The organism is Mesorhizobium sp. IMUNJ 23033, from assembly GCF_044778005.1.
In the GTDB taxonomy this organism is placed as follows: Bacteria; Pseudomonadota; Alphaproteobacteria; order Rhizobiales; family Rhizobiaceae; genus Mesorhizobium; species Mesorhizobium amorphae_A.
On record NZ_JBJACT010000013.1, the window covers coordinates 152556 to 174821 of the forward strand.

Genomic DNA, 22266 nt, shown 5'->3' on the forward strand with positions numbered 1-22266 from the left:
CCAGATAACGGAGCCCTATCATGAGCAATCATCTGAATTTCTTCATCGACGGCAAATGGGTAGCGCCCGTGGCGCCGGCAACGCTGGACGTTATCGACCCCTCCACCGAAGAGGCCTACACCAAGATATCCGTTGGCTCGAAGGCCGACGTCGACAAGGCGGTCGCTGCCGCCAAGGCCGCCTTCCCGTCTTTCTCGCAGACCAGCAAGGCCGAGCGCCTGACGCTCCTGAAGCGCATCCTCGAAGTCTACAACGAGCGCTACGAGGACATCGCCCAGGCCGTCAGCCAGGAGATGGGCGCGCCGATCACCTGGGCGCGCGAGGCGCAGGTCTGGGCGGGCAGGGCGCATATGGAAGCCACCATCAAGGCGCTGGAGGATTACGATTTCAGCGAGAAGCGCGGCGGCACCATGGTGGTTAAGGAGCCGATCGGCGTCTGCGCGCTGATCACGCCCTGGAACTGGCCGCTCAACCAGATCGTCTGCAAGGTAGCCCCCGCCATCGCCGCCGGCTGCACCGTGGTGCTGAAGCCCTCCGAAATCGCGCCGATCAGCGGCATCGTCTTCTCCGAAGTGATGGACGCTGCCGGCACGCCGAAGGGCGTCTACAACATGATCAACGGCACCGGCCCCGATGTCGGCCAGATCATGGCCGGCCATCCCGATGTCGACATGGTTTCGTTTACGGGTTCGACCCGCGCCGGCATCATCGTCGCCAAGACGGCGGCCGAGACGGTCAAGCGCGTGGCGCAGGAGCTTGGCGGCAAGTCGGCCAACATCGTGCTGCCGGATGCCGACTTCGAGGCCGCCGTGCGCCAGGGCGTCAATGCCTGTTTCGGCAACAGCGGCCAGTCCTGCGATGCGCCGACGCGCATGCTGGTGCCGGCCGGCCGCCATGACGAGGCGCTGGCGATCGCCAAGCAGGCGGCCGAAGCGCACAAGGTCGGCGATCCGCGCTCGGAAGAGACCAAGCTCGGACCGGTGGTCTCCAACATCCAGTTCGACAAGATCCAGCGGCTGATCGAGGCCGGCATCAAGGAAGGTGCCACGCTCGTCACTGGCGGTCCCGGCCGCCCCGAGCATCTGAACCGCGGCTACTATGTGCGCCCGACCGTGTTCGGCCACGTCACGCCGGGCATGACCGTCGAGAAGGAAGAGATCTTTGGGCCCGTGCTCTCGGTCATTTCCTACAATGACGAGGACGAGGCGGTGAAGATCGCCAACGACACCGTCTACGGCCTTGCCGCCTATGTGCAGTCGCAGGACATCGATCGCGCCCGCAAGATCGCAGCCCGCCTACGCGCCGGCCAGGTGTCGATCAACTATCCGGAGTGGGACACGTTCGCGCCCTTCGGTGGCTACAAGCAGTCCGGCAACGGCCGTGAGTATGCGGACTGGGCCATCCACGACTTCCTCGAGGTCAAGGGCATCATCGGCTACGGCGCCTGACGTCTGGCGTTACGCTTCCCAGTGCGATGCGCCGGGAAAGCTGCCTTCTCGATCGTGTCGGGCGCGCTGTTTGCCTTCATCACCTCCTTCGACGAGGTGGTCGTGTCGCTGTTCATTTCCGGCGGGGAGACCACGACGCTGACGCGCCGCATGTTCAACGCGCTGCGCGACCAGATCGATCCGACCATTGCCGCCATTTCGACTTGCCTGATCGTGCTATCGATCGTTTTGTTGTCCGCCGCGCAGATCTTCGGCCGCGGGCGTTAAGCAGGGATACCCAGAAAGCATGCGTGATTTCCAGTTTCCAGGCCGCTCGCCGGTCCGCGCCACCGAGGCGATGGCCGCAACCTCGCATCCGCTCGCGACACTAGCCGCCATCGACATGCTGCGCTCCGGCGGCAACGCCATGGACGCCGCCGTCTGCGCCGCCGCCGTCCAGGCGGTGGTCGAGCCGCAATCGACCGGCATTGGCGGCGATTGTTTTGTCCTCTACTGCCCGAAAGGGCAGGGCGAGGTGCTGGCCTTCAACGGTTCGGGTCGCGCGCCCGCCGCCGCGACCGTCGACTGGTATCTGGAGAACGGCTTTAGCGAGCTTCCCAAGCAAGGTCCGCACGCGGTAACCGTGCCGGGCGCAGTCGACGCCTGGTGCCGGCTGTTGGCCGATCATGGCCGCAAGGGCATCGCCGACGCTCTCGCGCCTGCCATCCACTACGCCGAGAACGGCTATGTCGTGCACGACCGCGTCGCCTTCGACTGGGAAGATCCGGAAACTGATCTGTCGCTCGATGAGGCGGCGGCGCGCATCTTCCTGCCCGGTGGCAAGCCGCCGAAAGCCGGCGATGTTCACCGCCAGCCGCAATTGGCCGCGACGCTGCGCATCATCGCTAAGAGCGGCCGCGCCGGTTTCTATGAAGGCGCGGTGGCGGAAGACATTGTCGGCCGACTCCGGCAGCTCGGCGGACTGCATACGCTGGATGATTTCGCCGCGACAAGGGGCGACTACAAGACGCCGGTCGGCACCTCCTATGGCGGCTACGGCATTCATCAGATGCCACCGAACAACCAGGGGCTGACGGCGCTGCTGATGCTGAATGTGCTCTCCGGCTTCGAGCTCGGCGCGCTCGATCCCAACGGTGCCGAGCGCCTGCATCTGGAGATCGAGGCGGGGCGGCTGGCTTACCGCGATCGCGACAATCTCATCGGCGATCAGGACCATGTCGCGGTGCCGGTGAAGGAGCTTCTGTCCGGCGCCTATGCCGACAGGCTGCGCGCCGCGATCGACCGCGAGCACGCGATGACGCATCTGCCTCGCTTGGAACTGCCGGGCAGCGACACGGTCTACATCTCCATCGTCGACCGCGACTTGAATGCCGTGAGCTTCATCAACTCGACCTACTATTCCTTCGGCAGTGGTGTTGTCGGTCCGAGGACCGGCGTCATGCTGCAGAACCGTGGCTCCAGCTTTCGGCTCAATCCGAAGCACCCCAATTGCATCGCACCCGGCAAGCGGCCGATGCACACGATCATGCCCGGCATGATGACCAAGAATGGCCGCGCGGTGATGCCGTTTGGCGTCATGGGCGGCGGCTACCAGCCGTTCGGCCATGTCCACCTGCTCACCAACATGATCGACTTCGGCATGGACCCGCAGCAGGCGCTGGACGCGCCGCGCGTCTTCTACAACAACGACGTCGTCGAGGCGGAGCGAAGCGTTCCGGCCGACGCGATTGAGGGCTTGCGCCGGCGCGGCCATCAGGTGATCGAGCCCGATCACCCTCTGGGCGGCGGGCAGGCGGTGCTGATCGATTGGGAGAAGGGAACGCTGACCGGCGCGTCCGACCCGCGCAAGGATGGAATGGCGCTCGGCTATTGAGGCCATACGATTCTGGCGCCCGATAGGATCACGCTCACCCCATGACGGGCTGAGCCGACTGATCGTCGAAACGGCAGCGCAGTTACTATTCAGCCGCCTCATGTGCCGGAATCAAACGCCGACCAACCTGCACCAGATGCAGGCGCATCGCGGCCGCGGCGCCCGCAAGATCGCGGTCGGCAATTGCCTCCACGATCTTCTCGTGGTCGGCGAAACTGTGATGGTCGGCCGGGGGGCGCGTGCCATCGGCACGCAGACGGCCCCAGACCACGGTACGCCGCACCGCGTTCAGCACGTCGAACAGGCCGAGCAGCACGTTGTTGCTGCTCGCCTCAGCGATCTGGCGGTGGAGCAGATTGTCGATGTTTTCATACTGCCGCCACGTCGCCGCTTCGCGGGTCTGGGCGAGGGATTTCCGCATCGCGGCTATATCGTCAAGCGTGGCGTGCAGGGCTGCCTCGCGCGCGATTTCCGGCTCGATGATAAGGCGCGCGCGCATCACATCGGCGGGGTTGGTGCGCCCGGCGATTTCCGAAATGCCGATCGTCTCTTCGATCGGGCCGCTTCCGACGAAGGTGCCCTTGCCGACGTGACGCCAGATGCGGCCGTCCTTCTCAAGCACCGCCAGAGCCTTGCGCAAATCGCCCCGCGAAACGCCGAGACTTTCGCAAAGCTCCCGTTCGGCCGGCAGCCGCGTCTCGCCGGAAAGGTCCATCTGCGCCAGATAGGCCTGAAGCTGTACCAGCGCTGCGTGACCGCCGTCTCCGACAATGTCCATTGGTTTAACCAATTCGCCGATTGATTCCTATCCTTGGTGATAAATCGATAGCGTGAGGCCGTCAATATCCGAACTGCGAACCGCGGATCGTGTGTTAACTTGGTCGAAGGCGAATTATTGCTTGACCAATCTAACCAAAATCCTTAACCATTTGCAATATTGGTTACACGAAAAACGGGAGGAATCAACATGACCAAGCTGTCCAGGCGTGCCGTCCTTGCAACAGCGCTCGCCGCGGCGATCGGCAGTGCAATGTCGATCGAGGCTGCCAGCGCCGGCGATATGCGGATCGCGTTCGGGGATTTGCCGGGAATCGAATCCATCCAGACGCTCACCGCCATCGAACGCGCGAAGGAACGCGGAGTAAACGTCGAACTGATCGTGCTCAACGATGAAGACCTGGCCGCCCAAGCCATCGTCGGCAACCAGGCAGATGTCGGCATCGGTGCACCCTACACGCTGATCCAGAAGGCGGGCGTGCCTATTCGCCTGTTCGCGCAGATTTCGACGCTGCGCTTTTTCCCGGTGGTCAACAGTGAGTTCTACAAGGAGTGGAAGGATCTGGACGGACAGGACGTGGCGGTGCAGGCGCGCGGCTCCGGCACCGAGGCCGTCATGCTGCTGATGGCCAAGACCCACGGCATCAAGCTCGGCACTGTCAGCTACGTCCCCGGCTCCGAGGTCCGGCGCAATGCGCTTATCCAGGGCACCCTGAAAGCCTCGATCGTCGACGCGGCCAATCGGCGCGCGCTCGAGGCGGAAGCGCCCGGCAAGTTCATCGTGCTGCCGGTCGATGACCTCAGCGCCACCGACGAAGGTCTGTTCGCCACCGCCGACTATCTGAAGAACAATGCCGCCGATGTCGATATCCTCGTCGAGGAACTGATGAAGACGGGGCGCGAGATCACCGAGAACCCCGCCGTCGCAGTTGAGTTTCGCAACAAGTACAAGCTGCTGCCCGACCTTGGCGCAGACGCTGACGCGGAAATTTCCGAGTACTACAAGGAATCGGCCACCGCCGGCAGCCTGGTGCTGAACGGCGGCGGAGCGGAGGCCGCAGCCGACGATTTTGCGTTCTTCAGCCTTGCCGGCCAGATCGAAGGCGAGCCGGCCTCCCTCAAGGTCGAGGATTTCTGGGATGTCGCTGCTATCGACCGCGCCGTCGCCAAGCTCGGCAAGAAATAGGTCCGGCGGATGGCGACCGGCATCAGGACGGAGAGCGAGGCCGTCGGCCTCGCGACCCGTTCGACACGCGGCGAAGTGGGTGGATGGCGGGACCAGCCAGTTCTCTTGAGGCTGGTCTCGATCGCCCTTTTTGCGGGCATCTGGGAAATCGCCGGCCGCATACCGGTGAGCTTTGCGTTTCCAACCTTCTCGGCCACTTTCACCGCATTCATCGGGCTGATCGCCGACGGCAGCCTGCCGTTGGCGTATGTCTCGACGCTGCAACCCTTGCTGCTCGGTATACTGCTGTCGGCTTTCCTCGGCGTCGGCCTCGGAACGCTGTGCGGCCTGTGGCGCACCGGTGAATGGCTGCTGATCCCGGTGTTTATCGTGCTCCAGGCCGCGCCCGTCGCCGCCTTCATCCCGATGGTGACTTTCGTCTACGGCATCGGCATGACCGCCAAGACGCTTGCTGTGATGATACTGGCTTTGCCGGTCATCGTGCTCAACACTTATAAGGCGGTGCGAAACGTCAACGAGTCGCTCGTCGTCATGTGCCGCTCGTTCCTCGGAACGCGCTGGCAAGTGGTCACACAGATCGTCCTTCCTGACGCCAGCCCGGTCATTTTCGCGGGTCTGCGCCTGGGTGTGGCGGCGGGCTTCGTCGGCGTCGTGCTGGCCGAACTGTTGATCACGCCGACCGGAATCGGCGACCTGATCACCTTTCACCGTTCGCGCGCCGACTATGCCGAAATGTATGCAACGATTGCCTCGATTATCGCGCTTTCGACCCTGACGCTGATTGTGCTGCAGTGGATCGAGGTCCGTGTTTTCAGGCCCGAGACAAGAGGAGCCTGAGATGCGCGCTGCTGTACTGCGAAAGGAACCGTCATCGATGCCCGCACCAATCGATCCGATCGTCGAGGTGAGGGGAATCTCCAAGAGCTACGGGAGCACCGAAGCTTTGCGCGGCATAGACCTCGACTTTCCGCGTGGCAAGCTGACCAGCCTGCTCGGCCCGAGCGGCTGCGGAAAGACGACGCTTCTCAAGATCATCGCCGGGCTGATCAAGGCCAATGCCGGCTCGATCGCGGTCGACGGCAAGGTGGTCACCGCGCCAGGCCCCGAGCGTGCCTTCGTGTTCCAGGATTTTGCGCTGATGCCGTGGGCAACCGCGCTCCGCAACGTCGCCTTCGGGCTCGAACTGCGCGGCAAGGCAAGAGCCGAGCGCGAGGAGATCGCACGCCACTACATTGCCGAGGTCGGGCTCGCCGGGTTCGAGGATAAATATCCACACCAGCTTTCGGGTGGCATGCGCCAGCGCGTCGGTCTGGCGCGCGCCTTGTCGGTCGATGCCGACGTGCTGCTTCTCGACGAACCGTTCTCGGCTGTTGACGAGCAGAACCGGCGGAAATTTCAGGAAGACCTGATCAGGTTGCGCAGCAACCAGAACAAGACCTTCATCTTCGTCACGCACTCGATCGAGGAGGCGGTTTATATATCCGATCGCATCGTGCTGCTGTCGCCCCGGCCGGGCAGAGTTTCGCAGATCATCGAACCCGAGATCGACCGCTCCGGCGACCCGGACCTCATCCACCGTGACAAGCACTATCTCGATACGGTCCAGGAAATCTGGCAGGGGTTGAAGCAATATGCCGAATGAGGCCCTGAGATGACCCTGTTCGGCTACCGCGTCCCGATGATGGCATCGCTGCTTGTCTGGTGCGTGCTGTGGGAGATCGTCGGCAGGCTCGACCTGGTCTTCCTGCTGCCGCCACTCAGCGAGGTTCTGAGCGCGGCTGTGGGTCTGGTGCAGACTCCGTCCTGGCAGAGCGCGACGATCACGACGCTGCGCGCCTTTTTCACCGGAATGGTCTTGTCGATCGTGATCGGCGTGCCGCTCGGCATTCTCATGGGCCGCGTGAAGATCGCCGACGACCTGCTCGGCATGTGGGTCAACATCTTTTCCAGCGCCCCGCTCTCGGCCCTGGTGCCGGTGCTGATGATCCTGTTCGGCTTCGGCGAAAGGACGATCGTCGCGGCGGTGTTCCTGTTTGCGATCTGGATCATCGTCCTTGATACCCGCGCCGGCGTGCGGCACATCTCGCCGTCTCTCATCGAGATGGCGCGATCCTATGGCGCCTCGCGACGGGCGCTGTACCTGAAAATCATCCTCTGGGCGGCGCTGCCGGAAATCCTCGCCGGCATAAGACTCGGCCTCATCCGCGGCGTGAAGGGCGTTGTGATCGGCCAGCTTCTGGTCGCCATCGTCGGCTATGGCGCACTCTTCGAGACCTTCTCGCGGAATTTCCGCATGGCCGAATTCTGGGCCCTCACCATCATCCTTTTCGCCTTCGCCCTCCTGATCGCCGAACTGATCGAGCGGGCCGAAGCCAAAGTCGAATACTACGCAGGAGCAAGATAATGAACATTCACGGCGCAGACTACGCAATCGAACCGACCACGATTCCGGCCATCCCGGTCGCTCAGTCGGACAAGCTGTTTCCGGTGCATCGGGTCTATTGCGTCGGCCGCAACTATGCGGCGCACGCCGTCGAAATGGGCCACGATCCGAACAAGGAGCCGCCTTTCTTCTTCCAGAAGAACCCCGACAACCTCAACACATCCGGAGAATTTCCCTATCCGCCGGCTTCCAGCGACGTCCACTATGAGATCGAGATGGTGGTGGCGTTGAAAAGCGGCGGCAAGGACATTCCGGTGGCCAAAGCGCTCGACTGCGTTTTCGGCTACGGCGTCGGCCTCGACATGACGCGGCGCGACCTGCAGGCCGTGGCCAAGGATCTCGGTCGGCCCTGGGAGGTCGGCAAGGCCTTCGAGGCGTCGGCGCCATGCACCCCGCTGGTTCCTGCAAGCGCGATCGGCCATCCCGCCCAAGGTGCGATCTGGCTGGACCTGAACGGGCAGCGCAAGCAGACGGGCGATCTCAACCAGATGATCTGGAAGGTGCCTGAAATGATCAGTTACCTGTCTGGCCTGTTTACGCTCATGCCCGGAGACATTATCCTTTCGGGGACGCCGTCCGGCGTCGGCGCCGTCCAGCGCGGCGACATTCTCACCGGCCATATCGACAGTGTTGGCGACATCGAGGTCAGGGTTGTCTGAAACGAATTCGATCATCGCACGGATCGCCGCAGGTACAGACGGCGCGCCGGCGATTTCAGCACCCGACCGGGCAACCCTGACGCATGGCGGGTTGCGCCGCCTGATCCGCGAGACGGCAGCGCGGCTCAACGCGCTGGGGCTCGGTCGTGGCGATCGCGTCGCCATCGTGCTGCCCAACGGGCCGGAGATGGCGACGGCCTTCGTCGCGGTGGCGGCGGCCGCTTCGACGGCACCGCTCAACCCCGCCTACCGGCCCGACGAGCTCGATTTTTATCTCTCCGACATCGGCGCCAAGGCAATCCTCGTCGCCAGGGACGAAAACGGTCCGGCGGTCGCCGTCGCCGAGCGCCTCGGTATCCGCGTGCTGCGGCTCGTTGCATTGCATCACGCGCCGGCCGGAAGCTTCAGTATCGAGGGCGAACCGGTCGGTCCGTCTGTTTTGTCCGGGCTGGCACAGGATGGCGATATCGCGCTGCTGCTGCACACGTCGGGCACCACCTCACGTCCTAAGCTGGTGCCGCTCAGCCATGCCAACCTCGCCGCCTCGGCTGCCCATATCGGCGCAACGCTCGGCCTGGCCGCCGGCGATCGCTGCCTCAACATCATGCCGCTGTTCCACATCCATGGGCTGATCGCCGCGGTGCTGTCCTCGCTCGCCGCCGGCGGCAGCGTCTTCTGCACGCCGGGCTTCAACGCTCTGCGCTTCTTCCATTGGCTCGGCGAAGCAAAGCCGAGCTGGTACACGGCAGTACCCACCATGCATCAGGCGATCCTGCCGCGCGCCGCGCGCAATGCCGATGCGCTGGCCGCGGCACCGCTCCGCTTCATCCGCTCGTCTTCGGCCTCGCTGCCGGCGCAGGTGATGGCCGAGCTCGAAGCGGCCTTCTCCTGTCCGGTGATCGAATCCTACGGCATGACCGAGGCCGCGCACCAGATGGCGTCGAACCGCCTGCCGCCTGGCCAACGCAAGCCAGGCAGCGTCGGCGCCGCCGCCGGGCCGGAGGTCGCGGTCATGGCTCCCGACGGGCGCTTGCTCGAAACCGGCGAGACCGGTGAGATCGTCATTCGCGGCCCCAATGTCACGGCCGGCTATGAGAACAACCCGGACGCCAATGCCAGCGCCTTCGCCCATGGCTGGTTCCACACCGGTGACCAGGGCGTGCTCGACGAAGACGGCTATTTGCGCGTCACCGGACGGCTGAAGGAGATCATCAACCGCGGCGGCGAAAAAATCTCGCCGCTCGAGGTCGACGGCGTGCTGATGGATCATCCGGCGGTGGCGCAGGTCGTCACCTTTGCCATGCCGCATGACAAGCTCGGCGAAGAGGTTGCCGCCGCCGTCGTGCTGCGCGAAGGGTTGAGCGCCAGCGAAGCCGACATACGCGGCTTTGCCGCGACGCGGCTCGCCGATTTCAAGGTGCCGCGCAAGGTCCTCATCCTCGACGAGATTCCCAAGGGCGCGACCGGCAAGCTGCAGCGCATCGGCCTTGCCGCCAAGCTCGGTCTCGGCTGATGCGCGTTACCGTTTTCGGCGCCGGCGCCATCGGCGGCTACCTCGCCGCCAAATTGGCCATCGCCGGCAAAGTCGATCTGTCGATCGTGGCGCGCGGCGCGCATCTCGATGCGATCAAGGCAAGTGGTCTCCGCCTGATCGAGGACGGCCATGAATCCGTTGCTCCGGTTAGGGCCGCCGCGCGGGCCGAAGAGCTCGGCGTGCAGGATTATGTCGTGCTGGCGCTGAAGGCGCATTCAGTCGGCCCCGCGCTCGATCAGATCGCGCCGCTGCTTGGGCCCGACACCGCCGTCGTCACCATGCAGAACGGCGTGCCCTGGTGGTATTTCTACAAGGCCGGCGGTGCGCTCGAAGGCACCCGTATTCAAGCCGTCGATCCCGGCGGCACTATCTGGCAGCGTCTCGGGCCGGAGCGCGTCATCGGCTCCGTCGTCTATCCCGCCGCCGAGGTCGATGCGCCCGGCCTGATCCGCCATGTCGAGGGCACGCGCTTCTCGCTCGGCGAGCCATCAGGCGAGAAGAGCGGGCGGGTCACGCGGCTCGCCAGGGAGTTGGTCGCGGCGGGCTTGCAGGCGCCGGTTCGTGACGATATCCGCGGCGAGACCTGGGTCAAGCTCTGGGGCAATCTTTCCTTCAATCCGGTCTCGGCGCTGACCGGTAGCACGCTCGTGGCCATCGTCGCCGACGACGCGACCCGCGCGCTGGCCCGCGCCATGATGCTGGAAGCGCAGGCGATCGGCGAAAGCCTCGGCGTACGCTTTCCCGTCGCGGTCGACCGGCGCATCAAGGGCGCCGGCGATGTCGGCGAGCACAAGACCTCGATGCTTCAGGACCTGGAGCGCGGCCGTCCAATGGAGATCGACGCGCTGGTCACGGCGGTGCAGGAACTGGGTCGGCTGACCGGCCAACCAACGCCCACCATAGACAGCGTGCTGGCGCTGGTGCGGCGCCTCGCCATCGAACGCGGCTGCTATCAGGTATAGGGGAGCGGGTTGCTCCAAACCGGATCGCACGCGGGCAAGACGATGCCTTGGCCGCCCTTTGAGCATCACAAGTCGCTGCAGACATTGCTCCATCCTGACACGAGTTGTCAGCTACCGAACGGGTCGACGGTGGCAGGCCAGCAAGCGGTTCCCTACTTGGAAAGCGTCTGAACAGGAGGAACACATGACCATTACGGAAATTGCCAAGGATTTCACGTAGCTCCTCAAGCAAGGCAACAACGAAGCCGCTGCAGAGAAGTATAATGCCGACAACGTCGTTAGCTACGAAGCCATGGACGGGCCGATGGCCGTCTGCGAAGGCAAGGACACGGTCAAGCAGAAGGGCCAGTGGTGGCAAGAGAACAACGAAGTCCATGGCGGCTCGGTCGAAGGCCCCTATGTCAACGGCGACCAGTTCGCGGTCCGCTTCAAGTTTGACATAACGCCCAAGGCTACCGGTGAGCGCGTCACCATGGATGAGGTTGGCCTGTACACGGTCAAGAACGGCAAAATCACCGAAGAGCGCTTCTACTATTGAGGCCGGAAACACCACCGGCTTGCTGGTGGCTGCCCGCTTCGCTGCGTGATTCAAAATATGGCGGCCAGGGCGGTGCCCCGGCCGCCTATGACAATCTCAGATCGTCTTCGTATAGTCCGCAAGCTGGTCGAGCACCGTGCCCCAGCCATCGTAAAAACCCATCTCTTCATGGTTCTTGCGCGTCGCCTCGTCGCGGTGGATGGCGGTCGCGGTGTAGCGTGTCGCCTTGCCTTCCGGCTGAAACGATATCACCGCGGTGATGAAAGGCTCGCCCGACGGCCGGAAGCCGGGCAGCAGCGCGTCGGTCCAGACGAGCCGCTCGTTCGGCACGATCTCGAGATAGCAGCAATGGCGGTCGTTGACTTGCTTGCCATCCGGCGACTGCATGCGCGTCCGGAACAACCCGCCGGGCCGAAGGTCGATCTCGCAGTCCGTGATGATCCATGGCTTCGGCGTGAACCATTGCTTGACGTGCTCCGGCGTCGTCCAGGCGCGCCACAGCAATTCGCGCGGCGCATCGACGACGCGCTCCAGCATGAGGTCCAGTCTGGGGTCCGGCTTGAACGGATAGCTCATTTTTCTGTCTCCTTGAGGGTCATGACATAGGCGTCGAACTGGTCGAGGCGGCGCTCCCAAAGAGCGCGCTGCTCGGATAGCCAGTTTTCAGCCAGCTTCAGCGGTTCGGGCGAAAGCCGGTAGGTCCGAACGCGGCCGGCCTTTTCCGATTGCACCAGCCCGCAACCTTCCAGCACCTTGAGGTGCTCGATGAAGGAGGGCAGGGCCATGTCGAAGGGCTCGGCAAGCTCGCTGACCGAAGCCGGGCTCCGGTTCAGCCGCTCCACCACAAGACGCCGCGTCGGATCGGCAAGGGCGCGGAAAATGCCGTCGATTGGTGGCGGGTTGGGAGTTGCCGTCTGTAGGCTCATACGTTTTCCTTCTTGCGGATCGCGCATCACTACGGGCGCCTCGCAAATTACTTAGGAAAATTCCTTAGTATTGGCAAGACCGAAATTCGAAGGCGCCGACAAAGCCGTTGGCAAAGCGGGCAGGGCGGGCCTAGCCTGCCGTCAGATTCGCAAATCCATCGTTCCGAGGTTCTGTCTTGACGATCACCATGTACGGCATCATCAACTGCGACACGATCAAGAAGGCGCGCGTCTGGCTGGAGAGCCGGGATATCGCCTACCGGTTTCACGATTATAGGGTGGAAGGGCTGGACGCCGGGCGGCTGGATGGCTGGGTGGGTAAAGTCGGCTGGGAGGTATTGCTCAACAAGGCGAGCACGACGTTCCGCGAACTGTCTGACAAGGAGAAAGGATCGCTCGATGCGAAGAAGGCCAGGGCGCTGATGCTGGCGAAACCGACGATGATCAAGCGCCCTGTGCTGGAGGTTGGCGACCGCATCCTGGTTGGGTTCAAGCCGGATGTTTATCAGGCGGCAGTGGGGTAAGGTGCCCTAGGCCCGCTCTGGATCCTCGGGTCAAGCCCGAGGATGACGAAGTAGGTACCCCGCCAGCGCCACCGCATTGTTGTGCGCCTCGTCATGCGCGCCGTAGAGTAGCGTCACCTTGCCTTCACGAAGCAGGCCGCGCAGTTCCGCCACCGCCTCATCATTCCGGCCAAGCTCGGCCCCATACCGCTTCTGGAACTCCGCCCAGCGCTCGGGCTCATGTCCGAACCATTTGCGCAACTCTTCACTCGGCGCAATGTCCTTCAGCCATAGCGTCAGCGCCGCGTCCTTCTTGGCAACCCCGCGTGGCCAGACGCGGTCGACAAGTACCCGCTGTCCGTCGCCCGCCTCAGCCGGCTCATAGATGCGCTTGACCGTTATCTCGAAGGCCATCGCAACCTCCGCGCGGACCCTCTCAGGCCCATTCGCCCTTGCGCATGACTGGCACGCGGCTGTCGTCCTTGCCGACGCCGTCTATGTCGATCTTGTCCGAGCCGATCATCCAGTCGATATGGATGAAACTCTTGTTGCCGCCGCGCTGGGCGATCTCGTCCTGGCTGAGCGAGGCGCCGCCGACGAAGCATTTTGAATAGCACTGTCCGAGCGCGATGTGGCAGGCGGCGTTCTCGTCGAACAGCGTGTTGAAGAACAGCAGGCCGCTGGCCGAGATCGGCGAGGAATGCGGCACCAGCGCCACTTCGCCGAGCCGGCGCGCGCCCTCGTCGGTGTCGAGCACCTTCTTCAGCACATCCTCGCCCTTCGAGGCCTTGGCCTCGACGATCCGGCCCTCCTCGAAGCGCACCGAGATCTCGTCGACCAGCGTGCCCTGGTAGGACAGCGGCTTGGTCGAGGAGACATGGCCCGAGACGCGCCGTGCATGCGGCGTGGTGAACACCTCTTCGGTCGGGATGTTCGGGTTGCAGGTGACGCCGTTCTTGGCGGTCGAGGCGCCGCCCATCCATTCATGGCCGTCGGCCAGGCCGACGGTGAGGTCCGTGCCCGGCCCGGTGAAATGCAGCGCATGGAAATTATGGCCGTTCAGCCATTCGGTGCGGCTGCGGAGCGCCGCATTGTGTGCCGTCCAGTTGCCGATCGGATCTTCCACGTCGACGCGCGAGGCGGCGAAGATGGCATCGGCGAGCTTTGCCACCGCGACGTCGTCGGCGTCATCGGGGAACACCTGCTTGGCCCAGGCGAGGTCCGGATAGGCGACGATGTTCCAGTTGATGTCGAAGCCGGTGATTTTCTCCAGCGCCGGCTGATAGGCCATCGAATTCGCCTTGTTGGCCCGCGCCACCTTCGAAGGATCCTGCGCCGACAGCAGCGACGGGTCCTCGCCGCGCACGGCAAGCCGTGCGGCATTGCCGGCGAAGGCCTTGGCCATGCCCTCATAGAGCCACCCGGCGGCGCGGTCGAAGCCGTCGTCGGCGCCGTAGCGGAAGCGTGCCAGCGTGATCTCGTCATCGTTGAAGATCGGCGTCACCAGGCCGGCGCCGGCCTTGTAGGCGTGCTCGACGATCCGCCGCGTCAAGGGCAGGGCGGCGATCGACGAGGTCAGCACCAGATCCTGTCCCGGCTGCAATTGCAGCCCGACCTTGATGGCGACCTCGGCCAGCCTGTCGAGCTTCACCGGGTCGATCGTTGCGGAAACGCCGCGCGAATGTGTGGTCATGATCCTGCCTGCCGTGATGTGGGGTCTGGTCCATACATAGACCGGCGCGGCCATCCTTTCCACCGCATTGCGGTGGACCAGGCTCAGGCGGCGCTGTCGAGCGTCCGGAACTGCGCCATCGTCGCGTCGATCTCTTCGCGGATCCAGGCCTTGAAATCGCGCACCTTGCGGCTTTCGGCCTTGGTCGCCGAGGTCACCATCCAATAGCCCAGGCCGCTCTCGGCGCGCACGCCGAAGGGCGCCACCAGCCGGCCGTCGGTGAGGGCGTCGGCCGTCAGCAATTGCCAGGCCAGCATAACGCCATGGCCGGCGATCGCCGATTCCAGGCAAAGCATCGGGTCGGTGAAGCGCGCGCCCTTGAGGAAGGTGACCGGCTCGACGCCCGCCGCTTCGAACCAGCTGTCCCAGCTGATCATCGACCGCTCGTCGGTGATGGCGCAGGTCTGCGCCAGATCCTCGATCGACCTGAGCTTGGCTGCGATCGACGGCGCGCAGACCGGGAAGACCTCCTGCGCCAGCAGCAGTTCCGCGCGCACGCCCGGCCATTTGCCGTCACCCATCCGGATGCCGATGTCGATGTCGGAATGGTCGAGATCGGCGATCCGACCCGAAGCGTCGATGCGCAGCAGCACGTTCGGATGCCGGGCGAAATGCCTGGACAGTCTCGGCAGCAGCCATTTCGAGGCGAAGGCTGGCGCGACCGAAACCACCAGCGTGCATTCGCTCGCCTCGCCTGCCAGCGCCACAGCCTGCGCAAGCTCTCGGAAACCGGCGCTGAGACGCGCCGTGAAGACGACACCGAACTCCGTCGGAACCAGCCCGCCCGGCGTCCGTTCGAACAGCGTCTGGCCGAGCTGCTGTTCGGTGCGCTTGATCTGTTGGCTGACGGCGCTGACGGAAACGCCGAGCTCGGAAGCCGCTGCGGCGAGCGATCCCAGCCGGGCGACGGTTTCCACGGCGCGCAGGCCGTTCAGATGGACGCGGTTCAGCATAGCCATGAAGTTTTTCTAAACTGATATGGCCGAAATCTCAATTGAAATACCGGGTAGAAAGGCCGATTTTATGGGAGGAAAGCCAGACCTTGGAGGCAACGACGATGAAGATTTTATCATTCCTGAAAGTCTTGTCCGTCTCCGGAGCAGGGCAAGACCCGCGCCATGACGAGATCGCCCGCTGGGTTATCGATCCGCTCTCGCACCCGGTGCTCGACACCATGTCGGAGCGTGAACTGGGCGACGTGCCGTTCCGCCTGACGGCGCGGCGCACCGCCTACGAGACGGTGACGGCAGGCTGCGGCTAAGATCGCATGATGTCGGCGCCGCCCCTCATCTCCCTGCCGGGCACTTCTCCCCGTATAGTGCCGGGGAGAAGGACGCTGTCATCGATGGTTTCGCCAATCGCCGGCGTTGGAGAAAATCGAGCCGAGGTTGCAGCCAGACCCTTCTCCCCGTCACTATACGGAGAGAAGGTGCCGGCAGGCGGATGAGGGGCAGCGCGACGGCGAAAACCGCCCGCGACGGAGCACGGCCGCGCTGGCCCAACACAAGCGGATTGTCTCATCCGCGCATGCACCTATTGTGCGCTGCAATGAAAACCGCTTCGCCCTTGCGCCTCGCCATCGCCGGCATGCTGGCGCTCGCTGTCGCCATGGGAATCGGCCGTTTCGTCTACACGCCGATCCTGCCCGGCATGATGGAGGAGCTTGGCCTGACGCCGGCCGACGCCGGCTGGATCGCGTCCGCCAACTATCTCGGCTATCTCGTCGGCGCGATGGCCGCGGCCGGCGGCTGGGCGCATGGGCGCGAGCGCCTGCTGATGTTCTCCGGCCTTGCCGCCAGCGCACTGCTTGCCGCTCTGATGGGGCTTACGGATACGATGGCGGCCTTTCTCGTCATCCGCTTTCTTGCCGGTCTGGCCAGCGCCTTCGTCATGGTGTTCATGTCGAGCATCGTCTTCAGCCATCTCATTCGGGCCGACCGCAACGATCTGCAGGCCCTGCATTTCGGCGGCGTCGGCCTGGGCATCGCGGCCTCCTCGGTGCTGATGGCCATTCTCGTCACCGACCATGCCGGCTGGGCGGCGGGCTGGCTGTGGTCGGCGGCGATTTCCGCTTGCGGCCTGGTGGTCGTCGCCTGGCTGGTCGGCTCCACGTCGACCGCCAACGGCGTCGCCGGCCGTGAGCCGCCGCTGCCGAAGGACGACAGGCCGCTGCTGAAGATGATCGTTGCCTATGGTCTGTTCGGCTTCGGCTATGTGGTGACGGCGACCTTCCTGGTCGCCATCGTCCGCCAGGGCGGCGGCGGGCGCGTCTTCGAGGCAGCGGTATGGATGGTCACCGGCCTTGCCGGTCTTCCTTCGCTCTGGCTCTGGCAGAAGGTTGCGGCCAGGGTCGGGCTCTATGCCGCCTACGCCCTGGCCTGCCTCGTCGAGGTGGTCGGCGTCGCCGCCAGCGTCGCGGTTGGCGGCCATACCGGGCCGCTGCTGGCCGGCGTTCTGCTCGGCGGCACCTTCATCGCGATTACCGCTCTCGGCTTGCAGACGGCAAGACAACTGGTTCCCCAGGCGCCACGCCGTATCCTGGCGATGATGACGGCCGCCTTCGGCATTGGCCAGATCATCGGCCCGATCGCCGCTGGGCTGCTCGCCCAGGCCTCCGGCAATTACGTGCTCGCTTCGATCATGGCGGCCGTCATTCTTTTGGCGTCCGGTTCGATTGCATGGTCGGCTGCGCCAAAATCGCCATGATTTGTGGGCTTGCTCGGTGCCGGGCATGGGGCACGGGCATTTTCTTTCCCCCTAATGTGTGAACTTATGCCCGCTTACAGCAACCTCGCTGATTTGCGATTCGACCGAGGAACCCGCCACAGTGTTCGTATCCTTTTTCCCGCAGCCGAAGCTCTTCTTCACCTCGGCCGCCGTCTGGAGTCTTGCCGCGATCCTGTTCTGGTTCTTCGGTGGCGAGCAAGTGGGCGCCATCCTTGGCCTGCCGCCCGCTGCCGCCGGTGCGCCGCCCATTATCGGTATCGCCGTGCTCTGGTCCAAGCCATTCCTATGGTTCTACATCTACTTCGTACTTTGCGTCGCTGCCTTCTACGCCTTCTGGGCCTGGTATTCCCCGCATCCCTGGCAGAACTGGTCGATCCTGATGACGGCCGTCATCCTGTTCTTCATCTATTTCAACGTTCAGGTCAGCGTCGCGGTCAATGCCTGGTATGGACCATTCTTCGACTACGTGCAGGGGCTGATGTCGGGCACGGGAAAGTCGACCGATAGCGAGTTCTATCTCGGATTGGCCGATTTTTCGTGGCTGGCGCTGGTCGGCATGAATGTGCAGGTGGTCAATGCCTTCATCGTCAGCCACTGGATCTTCCGCTGGCGCACGGCGATGAACAACTATTTCGTCGAGAACTGGAGCAGGCTGCGCCACATCGAAGGTGCCTCACAGCGTATCCAGGAAGATACGATGCGGTTCTCGCAGATCATGGAAGATCTGGGTTCCAGCTTCGTCCAGTCGATCATGACCTTGATCGCCTTCCTGCCGGTCATGATCCAGTTGCAGGCCCACATCACTGAGTTGCCGATTGTCGGAACAGTCCCCCAGCCGCTGGTTGTCGCAGCACTTGCCTGGTGTCTGTTCGGAACGATTTCAGTGATGGTTGCGGGTATGAAGTTGCCGGGATTGCAGTTCCGCAACCAGCGCGTCGAGGCCGCCTATCGCAAGGAACTCGTCTACGGCGAGGATTATGCCGACAGAGCCCAGCCGGCGACCACCGCCGAGCTGTTCGCCAATGTTCGTCACAACTACTTCAGGCTCTATTTCCACTACATCTATTTCAATGTGGTCCGGTACACCTACTTGCAGGCCGACAACATCTTCTCCCTGCTGATCCTCGGCCCCTCGCTCGTGGCGCACAAGATTACCTTCGGAGCCCTGAACCAGATATCGAACGCATTCGGCAAGGTGACGGGGTCGCTGCAGTTCCTGCTCAGCTCGTGGTCGACCATCGTCGAGCTTCAGTCGGTGCACAAGCGCCTTCGCGCCTTCGAAGCAACGCTGGAAGGCGAGCCGCTGCCTGAAATCGATCAGCGCTATCTCGCGAGGCAGGGCGCCGAAGACCCGGCCTGATCACACTTTGGTCGGGGAAAGCGTGGGCGGCTCAGCCGCCCACCGCTGCCTGTCTGTCGCCGGCGCGTTGCCGCGAGACATAGTCGCGAAAACTGATGCATTCGACATCGGCCTTGACGCAGACTTCGCCGGCAAAGCGCTCCAGCGCGTTCCAGTAGGCGCCGTCATTCATCAGCGTGAAATGGAAGCCGAGTTCCAGCGGAATGCGCTTGCCCTGGTATTGCCTGTCGAAGGCGGCGCGGAAGGCGTCATAGGTCCGCTCAGCGAATTCCGCCACTCCGCTCGGTCGCTCGAAGCCGCCGGAATGGCGGACATAGAGATTGTAGTCCATAGCGATCACCGGTCTTGCCTTCGGGCCCTCCGGAATCTGCGGCAGTGAAAAGCGCGTGATGCCGTTGCTTGTCGGCGGCTGGGCCGGGCCCTTCGAGACGCCGCTGGCGTCGAACTGGAAGCCGGCCGCGGGAAGTGCCTCATAAAGCGCCTTGTTCGTCGACAGATAGGGCGCGCGAAAGCCGACCACCGCATGCCGCGCGAAAGCGCGCCAGCCTGATTGCTCGGGCGCAATGCCGTTGATCGAATAGGCATTCTCAAGGATGTGCTGGAAGGAACCGAATTCGCTCAGCCAGTCGGCCTTGCTCCAGCCCTTGCCGTCGAAATGGCCACAACCATGGCTGCCTATGTCGTGGCCTTCCGAAACGGCAAGCCGGATCTGCTCGAGTCGCTCGGCCACGTCCTGTTTCGAGGTGGCAAAGCCGATATTCGATTTGCCGGCGCTCTTGCCGGGCGCGGTGTATTCCGAGCGCGTTTGTGGCGAGAGCAGAAAGACGCAGGACAGAAAATAGGTGAAATGCGCGCCGGTGCGCTCAGCCATTGCCCGGCTGCGCTTCCACTGCGAAATGTCGCGGGCGCTGTCGAACGAGATGATGACGACCTGCTTCGGCTTCAGCTTCGCCGGCGTGGCGGGCGGATCGGCAAAGGCACCGCCTGCCATCGCAAGCGAGGCAAGAGACGACGCAAAAACGCGGGACAGAGGAGGCATCGGCAAAGGTCTGGGTATCCGGAAGGTCAAGGACCGGCTAGCGGCGAAATGTGGCACGGGTGCGGTCACCCGCAGAGGTGCTCTTTGCCGCGCCTCGACCTCTCTCCGCCGATTTTCCTGCCAAGCCCCTTCCATGCCGACAAAATTTCGCTAAAACGCGGGCTCAAGAAGCGCCCCGGCCGGGGCTGCAATGGTTTTGATGATGTCGGACGACAGTTTTATCCGCGAAGTCAACGAAGAGATTCGTCGCGAACAGGCGCAGGCGCTGTGGGACCGTTTCGGCCCGGCCCTGCTTGTCCTTGCCATCCTGGTGGTGCTCGGCACCGCCGCCGTCGTCGGCTACCGCTATTGGGATGAGAGCCGCGCCAACCGCTCGGGCGATGCTTTCTCGCAGGCGCTGAAGCTCGCCAATGACGGCAAGAGCGACGAGGCGCTGGCCGCACTGGATTCGCTGGAGAAGGACGGCTACGGCGCCTATCCGCTGCTCGCCCGCATGCGTGCGGCGACCGTAAAGGCCGACAAGGGCGACGTCGATGCCGCCGTCAAGGATTTCGACGACGTCGCCGCCGACACCGCCATTCCTTCGGGCATCCGCGACATGGCCCGCCTCAGGGCGGCACTCCTGCTCGTCGACCACGGCTCCTTCGCCGACGTCTCCAGCCGCGTCGAGGCGCTGACCGCAGACACCAACACGCTGCGCCACACCGCGCGCGAGGCGCTCGGTCTTGCCGCCTGGAAGGAAGGCAAGTCTCAGGACGCGCTGAAACTGTTCGACCAGATCGCCTCGGATGACGGTGCCCCGCGCAATGCGCGCCAGCGGGCGACCTTGATGTCCGAGCTGATTCGCGGGTCGGGCAGCGCGTCGTGATGCCGGATGACATTCAAAGTCGCCATCATCGGCCGGCCTAACGTCGGCAAATCGACTCTTTTCAATCGGCTGGTGGGAAGGAAGCTGGCGCTTGTCGACGACACGCCGGGCGTCACCCGCGATCGCCGCGTCCATGCGGCAAAGCTCTACGACCTGCATTTCGATGTCATCGACACTGCCGGCTTCGAGGATGCGGGCGCCTCGACGCTGCCTGGCCGCATGCGCGCGCAGACCGAGATCGCCATCCGCGAAGCCGATCTGATCTTCTTCACCATCGACGCCAAATCCGGCTTGCTGCCCGACGACAGGACCTTTGCCGAAGTGGTGCGTAAATCCGGCAAGCCGGTCGTGCTGGTCGCCAACAAGGCCGAAGCGAAGGGCGCCCAGGGCGGCATGCTGGAGGCCTGGGAGCTTGGCCTTGGCGAGCCGATCCCGGTCTCGGCCGAACACGGCCAGGGCATGCCCGATCTGCGCGACGCCGTGATCGCTGCCCTCGGCGAGGAGCGCGCCTTCGGCGAGGAAGAGGACGACGACGACGAGGTCGCCGCCAGCGAAGTGCTGATCGGCGAGGACATTGCCGATCCGGACGCCGAGCCCGCCTATGACGACACCAAGCCGATGCGCATCGCCGTCGTCGGCCGCCCGAACGCCGGCAAGTCGACGCTGATCAATGCGCTGATCGGCGAGGAGCGGCTTTTGACCGGGCCGGAAGCCGGCATCACCCGCGATTCCATCTCCGTCGACTGGGACTGGCGCGGCCGCCGCTTAAAACTATTCGACACCGCCGGCATGCGCCGCAAGGCCAGGATCCACGAAAAGCTGGAAGTGATGTCGGTGCAGGACGGCCTGCGCGCCATCCGCTTCGCCGAGATCGTCATCATCGTACTCGACGCCACCATCCCTTTCGAGAAGCAGGATCTGCAGATCGCCGACCTGATCATCCGCGAGGGCCGCGCGCCGGTGATCGCCTTCAATAAATGGGACCTGATCGACAAGCCGCAGGAGCTGCTGGCCGAACTGCGCGAGAAGACCGAGCGGCTTTTGCCGCAGGCGCGTGGCATGCAGGCGGTGACAGTCTCCGCCGAGACCGGCCGCGGCCTCGACAAATTGATGGATGCCGTCATCCGCACGCACAAGGTCTGGAATAGCCGCGTCTCGACCGGCAAGCTCAACCGCTGGCTGGAAGGCATTCTGGCGCATCACCCGCCGCCCGCCGTCGCCGGCCGCCGCCTGAAGATCAAATATGTCACCCAGGCCAAGACGCGGCCGCCGGGCTTTGTCGTCCAGTGCTCGCGGCCCGATGCGATGCCGCAATCCTATGTCCGCTATCTCTCGAACAGCCTGCGCGAAGCCTTCGACATGCCGGGCGTGCCGATCCGCATCGCCTTGCGCACCTCCGACAATCCCTTCGCCGGCAGGGCCAAGAAGCGCTGAGCGGCACGGCTCGGCGGTTTGCGGAAACGCCCATCGCTTCGTCATCCTGGGGCGAAGCAAGGAGCGAAGCGACGCGGCGCAGACCATAGGATCCTGGTCTCCGTGCCCGGTGTCTCCAAGATCACCGCCCTCTCTCTGCTGGCGCACTTACCCGAGCTCGGCCAGCGTTCACCCAAGTCGATCGCAGCCCTTGCCGGTCTTGCGCCCTTCGACAATGAGAGTGGCAAGTCCAAGCACAGGAGCAAGATCACAGGCGG

The 22266-nt window shown here is 64.0% G+C and carries 23 protein-coding genes and 2 pseudogenes; 18 read left to right on the forward strand and 7 right to left on the reverse strand.

What is annotated here, in order from left to right; genetic code table 11:
• Nucleotides 1-20: 20 nt before the first annotated feature.
• The 3 genes and pseudogenes from ACFX5Q_RS16500 (at nt 21) to ggt (ending at nt 3321) form a co-directional block, all read left to right on the forward strand.
• Nucleotides 21-1448 carry an aldehyde dehydrogenase family protein gene (locus ACFX5Q_RS16500; protein ID WP_404279650.1) on the forward strand — a complete coding sequence of 476 codons (1428 nt, stop codon included), beginning with the start codon at nt 21-23 and terminating at the stop codon, nt 1446-1448.
• Nucleotides 1449-1493: 45 nt separating this feature from the next.
• Nucleotides 1494-1715 (forward strand): annotated as a pseudogene (locus ACFX5Q_RS16505) (ABC transporter permease); the annotation flags it as partial.
• Between the two features lie 19 nt (nt 1716-1734).
• The gene (gene ggt, locus ACFX5Q_RS16510) at nt 1735-3321 is read left to right on the forward strand and encodes a gamma-glutamyltransferase (RefSeq protein ID WP_404279652.1); all 1587 of its coding nucleotides are present in this window, start codon (nt 1735-1737) and stop codon (nt 3319-3321) included.
• Between the two features lie 85 nt (nt 3322-3406).
• On the opposite strand, the gene ACFX5Q_RS16515 is transcribed toward ggt, so the two are convergent.
• Nucleotides 3407-4099, reverse strand: coding sequence for a FadR/GntR family transcriptional regulator (locus tag ACFX5Q_RS16515; protein WP_192183030.1), 693 nt, complete (start codon nt 4097-4099; stop codon nt 3407-3409).
• 189 nt (nt 4100-4288) lie between these two features.
• On the opposite strand from ACFX5Q_RS16515, the gene ACFX5Q_RS16520 reads away from it, so the two are divergent.
• The 8 genes and pseudogenes from ACFX5Q_RS16520 to ACFX5Q_RS16555 form a co-directional block, all read left to right on the forward strand.
• Nucleotides 4289-5284, forward strand: coding sequence for an ABC transporter substrate-binding protein (locus ACFX5Q_RS16520; protein ID WP_120014187.1), 996 nt, complete (start codon nt 4289-4291; stop codon nt 5282-5284).
• Between the two features lie 9 nt (nt 5285-5293).
• Nucleotides 5294-6121 (forward strand): ABC transporter permease, encoded by an 828-nt coding sequence (locus tag ACFX5Q_RS16525; RefSeq protein ID WP_404279655.1) that lies wholly within the window; start codon nt 5294-5296, stop codon nt 6119-6121.
• Nucleotide 6122: 1 nt separating this feature from the next.
• Entirely contained in the window at nt 6123-6926 is an 804-nt protein-coding gene (locus ACFX5Q_RS16530) for an ABC transporter ATP-binding protein (RefSeq protein WP_040584280.1), read from the forward strand.
• 9 nt (nt 6927-6935) lie between these two features.
• Nucleotides 6936-7688 carry an ABC transporter permease gene (locus ACFX5Q_RS16535; protein WP_404279658.1) on the forward strand — a complete coding sequence of 251 codons (753 nt, stop codon included), beginning with the start codon at nt 6936-6938 and terminating at the stop codon, nt 7686-7688.
• The gene (locus ACFX5Q_RS16540) at nt 7688-8386 is read left to right on the forward strand and encodes a fumarylacetoacetate hydrolase family protein (protein WP_404279660.1); all 699 of its coding nucleotides are present in this window, start codon (nt 7688-7690) and stop codon (nt 8384-8386) included. The genes ACFX5Q_RS16535 and ACFX5Q_RS16540 overlap by 1 nt, the downstream gene beginning before the upstream one ends.
• Nucleotides 8379-9899 (forward strand): acyl--CoA ligase, encoded by a 1521-nt coding sequence (locus ACFX5Q_RS16545; protein WP_404279662.1) that lies wholly within the window; start codon nt 8379-8381, stop codon nt 9897-9899. Before ACFX5Q_RS16540 ends, ACFX5Q_RS16545 begins: the two co-directional genes overlap by 8 nt.
• Complete coding sequence (locus ACFX5Q_RS16550; protein ID WP_404279664.1) at nt 9899-10882, forward strand: 2-dehydropantoate 2-reductase; 984 nt, start codon at nt 9899-9901, stop codon at nt 10880-10882. The genes ACFX5Q_RS16545 and ACFX5Q_RS16550 overlap by 1 nt, the downstream gene beginning before the upstream one ends.
• Before the next feature lie 250 nt (nt 10883-11132).
• Nucleotides 11133-11420: pseudogene (locus tag ACFX5Q_RS16555) on the forward strand (SnoaL-like domain-containing protein); the annotation flags it as partial.
• Nucleotides 11421-11516: 96 nt separating this feature from the next.
• Here ACFX5Q_RS16555 and ACFX5Q_RS16560 read toward each other — a convergent pair.
• On the reverse strand, nt 11517-11996 hold the full coding sequence (locus tag ACFX5Q_RS16560; RefSeq protein ID WP_404279666.1) for an SRPBCC family protein: 480 nt from the start codon (nt 11994-11996) through the stop codon (nt 11517-11519).
• Entirely contained in the window at nt 11993-12346 is a 354-nt protein-coding gene (locus ACFX5Q_RS16565) for an ArsR/SmtB family transcription factor (RefSeq protein WP_404279669.1), read from the reverse strand. The genes ACFX5Q_RS16560 and ACFX5Q_RS16565 overlap by 4 nt, the downstream gene beginning before the upstream one ends.
• Nucleotides 12347-12522: 176 nt before the next feature.
• Between ACFX5Q_RS16565 and ACFX5Q_RS16570 the strand changes: the two genes are divergently transcribed.
• Entirely contained in the window at nt 12523-12870 is a 348-nt protein-coding gene (locus ACFX5Q_RS16570; RefSeq protein ID WP_404279671.1) for an ArsC family reductase, read from the forward strand.
• 30 nt (nt 12871-12900) lie between these two features.
• Here the strand turns inward: ACFX5Q_RS16570 and ACFX5Q_RS16575 are convergent, their stop codons facing one another.
• The 3 genes from ACFX5Q_RS16575 to ACFX5Q_RS16585 form a co-directional block, all read right to left on the reverse strand.
• Complete coding sequence (locus ACFX5Q_RS16575; RefSeq protein ID WP_404279673.1) at nt 12901-13263, reverse strand: DUF488 domain-containing protein; 363 nt, start codon at nt 13261-13263, stop codon at nt 12901-12903.
• A gap of 22 nt (nt 13264-13285) precedes the next feature.
• A complete protein-coding gene (locus tag ACFX5Q_RS16580; protein ID WP_404279675.1) occupies nt 13286-14542 on the reverse strand; it encodes an aminopeptidase in 1257 nt (418 codons plus the stop codon).
• Nucleotides 14543-14625: 83 nt separating this feature from the next.
• Nucleotides 14626-15540 (reverse strand): LysR substrate-binding domain-containing protein, encoded by a 915-nt coding sequence (locus tag ACFX5Q_RS16585; RefSeq protein WP_404279677.1) that lies wholly within the window; start codon nt 15538-15540, stop codon nt 14626-14628.
• A 98-nt stretch (nt 15541-15638) separates the two neighbouring features.
• Here ACFX5Q_RS16585 and ACFX5Q_RS16590 point away from each other — a divergent pair, with 98 nt between their 5' ends.
• The 3 genes from ACFX5Q_RS16590 (at nt 15639) to sbmA (ending at nt 18668) form a co-directional block, all read left to right on the forward strand.
• Entirely contained in the window at nt 15639-15842 is a 204-nt protein-coding gene (locus ACFX5Q_RS16590) for a hypothetical protein (RefSeq protein ID WP_404279679.1), read from the forward strand.
• 287 nt (nt 15843-16129) lie between these two features.
• Nucleotides 16130-17287 (forward strand): YbfB/YjiJ family MFS transporter, encoded by a 1158-nt coding sequence (locus ACFX5Q_RS16595; protein ID WP_404279681.1) that lies wholly within the window; start codon nt 16130-16132, stop codon nt 17285-17287.
• A 121-nt stretch (nt 17288-17408) separates the two neighbouring features.
• Nucleotides 17409-18668 (forward strand): peptide antibiotic transporter SbmA, encoded by a 1260-nt coding sequence (gene sbmA, locus ACFX5Q_RS16600; RefSeq protein ID WP_404279683.1) that lies wholly within the window; start codon nt 17409-17411, stop codon nt 18666-18668.
• A 31-nt stretch (nt 18669-18699) separates the two neighbouring features.
• On the opposite strand, the gene ACFX5Q_RS16605 is transcribed toward sbmA, so the two are convergent.
• Entirely contained in the window at nt 18700-19707 is a 1008-nt protein-coding gene (locus ACFX5Q_RS16605; protein WP_404279685.1) for a polysaccharide deacetylase, read from the reverse strand.
• Nucleotides 19708-19909: 202 nt separating this feature from the next.
• On the opposite strand from ACFX5Q_RS16605, the gene ACFX5Q_RS16610 reads away from it, so the two are divergent.
• The 3 genes from ACFX5Q_RS16610 to ACFX5Q_RS16620 form a co-directional block, all read left to right on the forward strand.
• Entirely contained in the window at nt 19910-20575 is a 666-nt protein-coding gene (locus ACFX5Q_RS16610; protein WP_040584283.1) for a tetratricopeptide repeat protein, read from the forward strand.
• Nucleotides 20576-20581: 6 nt separating this feature from the next.
• Nucleotides 20582-22009 carry a ribosome biogenesis GTPase Der gene (gene der, locus ACFX5Q_RS16615; RefSeq protein ID WP_404279687.1) on the forward strand — a complete coding sequence of 476 codons (1428 nt, stop codon included), beginning with the start codon at nt 20582-20584 and terminating at the stop codon, nt 22007-22009.
• A gap of 102 nt (nt 22010-22111) precedes the next feature.
• Nucleotides 22112-22266, forward strand: a 155-nt coding sequence (locus ACFX5Q_RS16620; RefSeq protein ID WP_404279693.1) for a transposase, incomplete at its 3' end; no start/stop codon positions are given.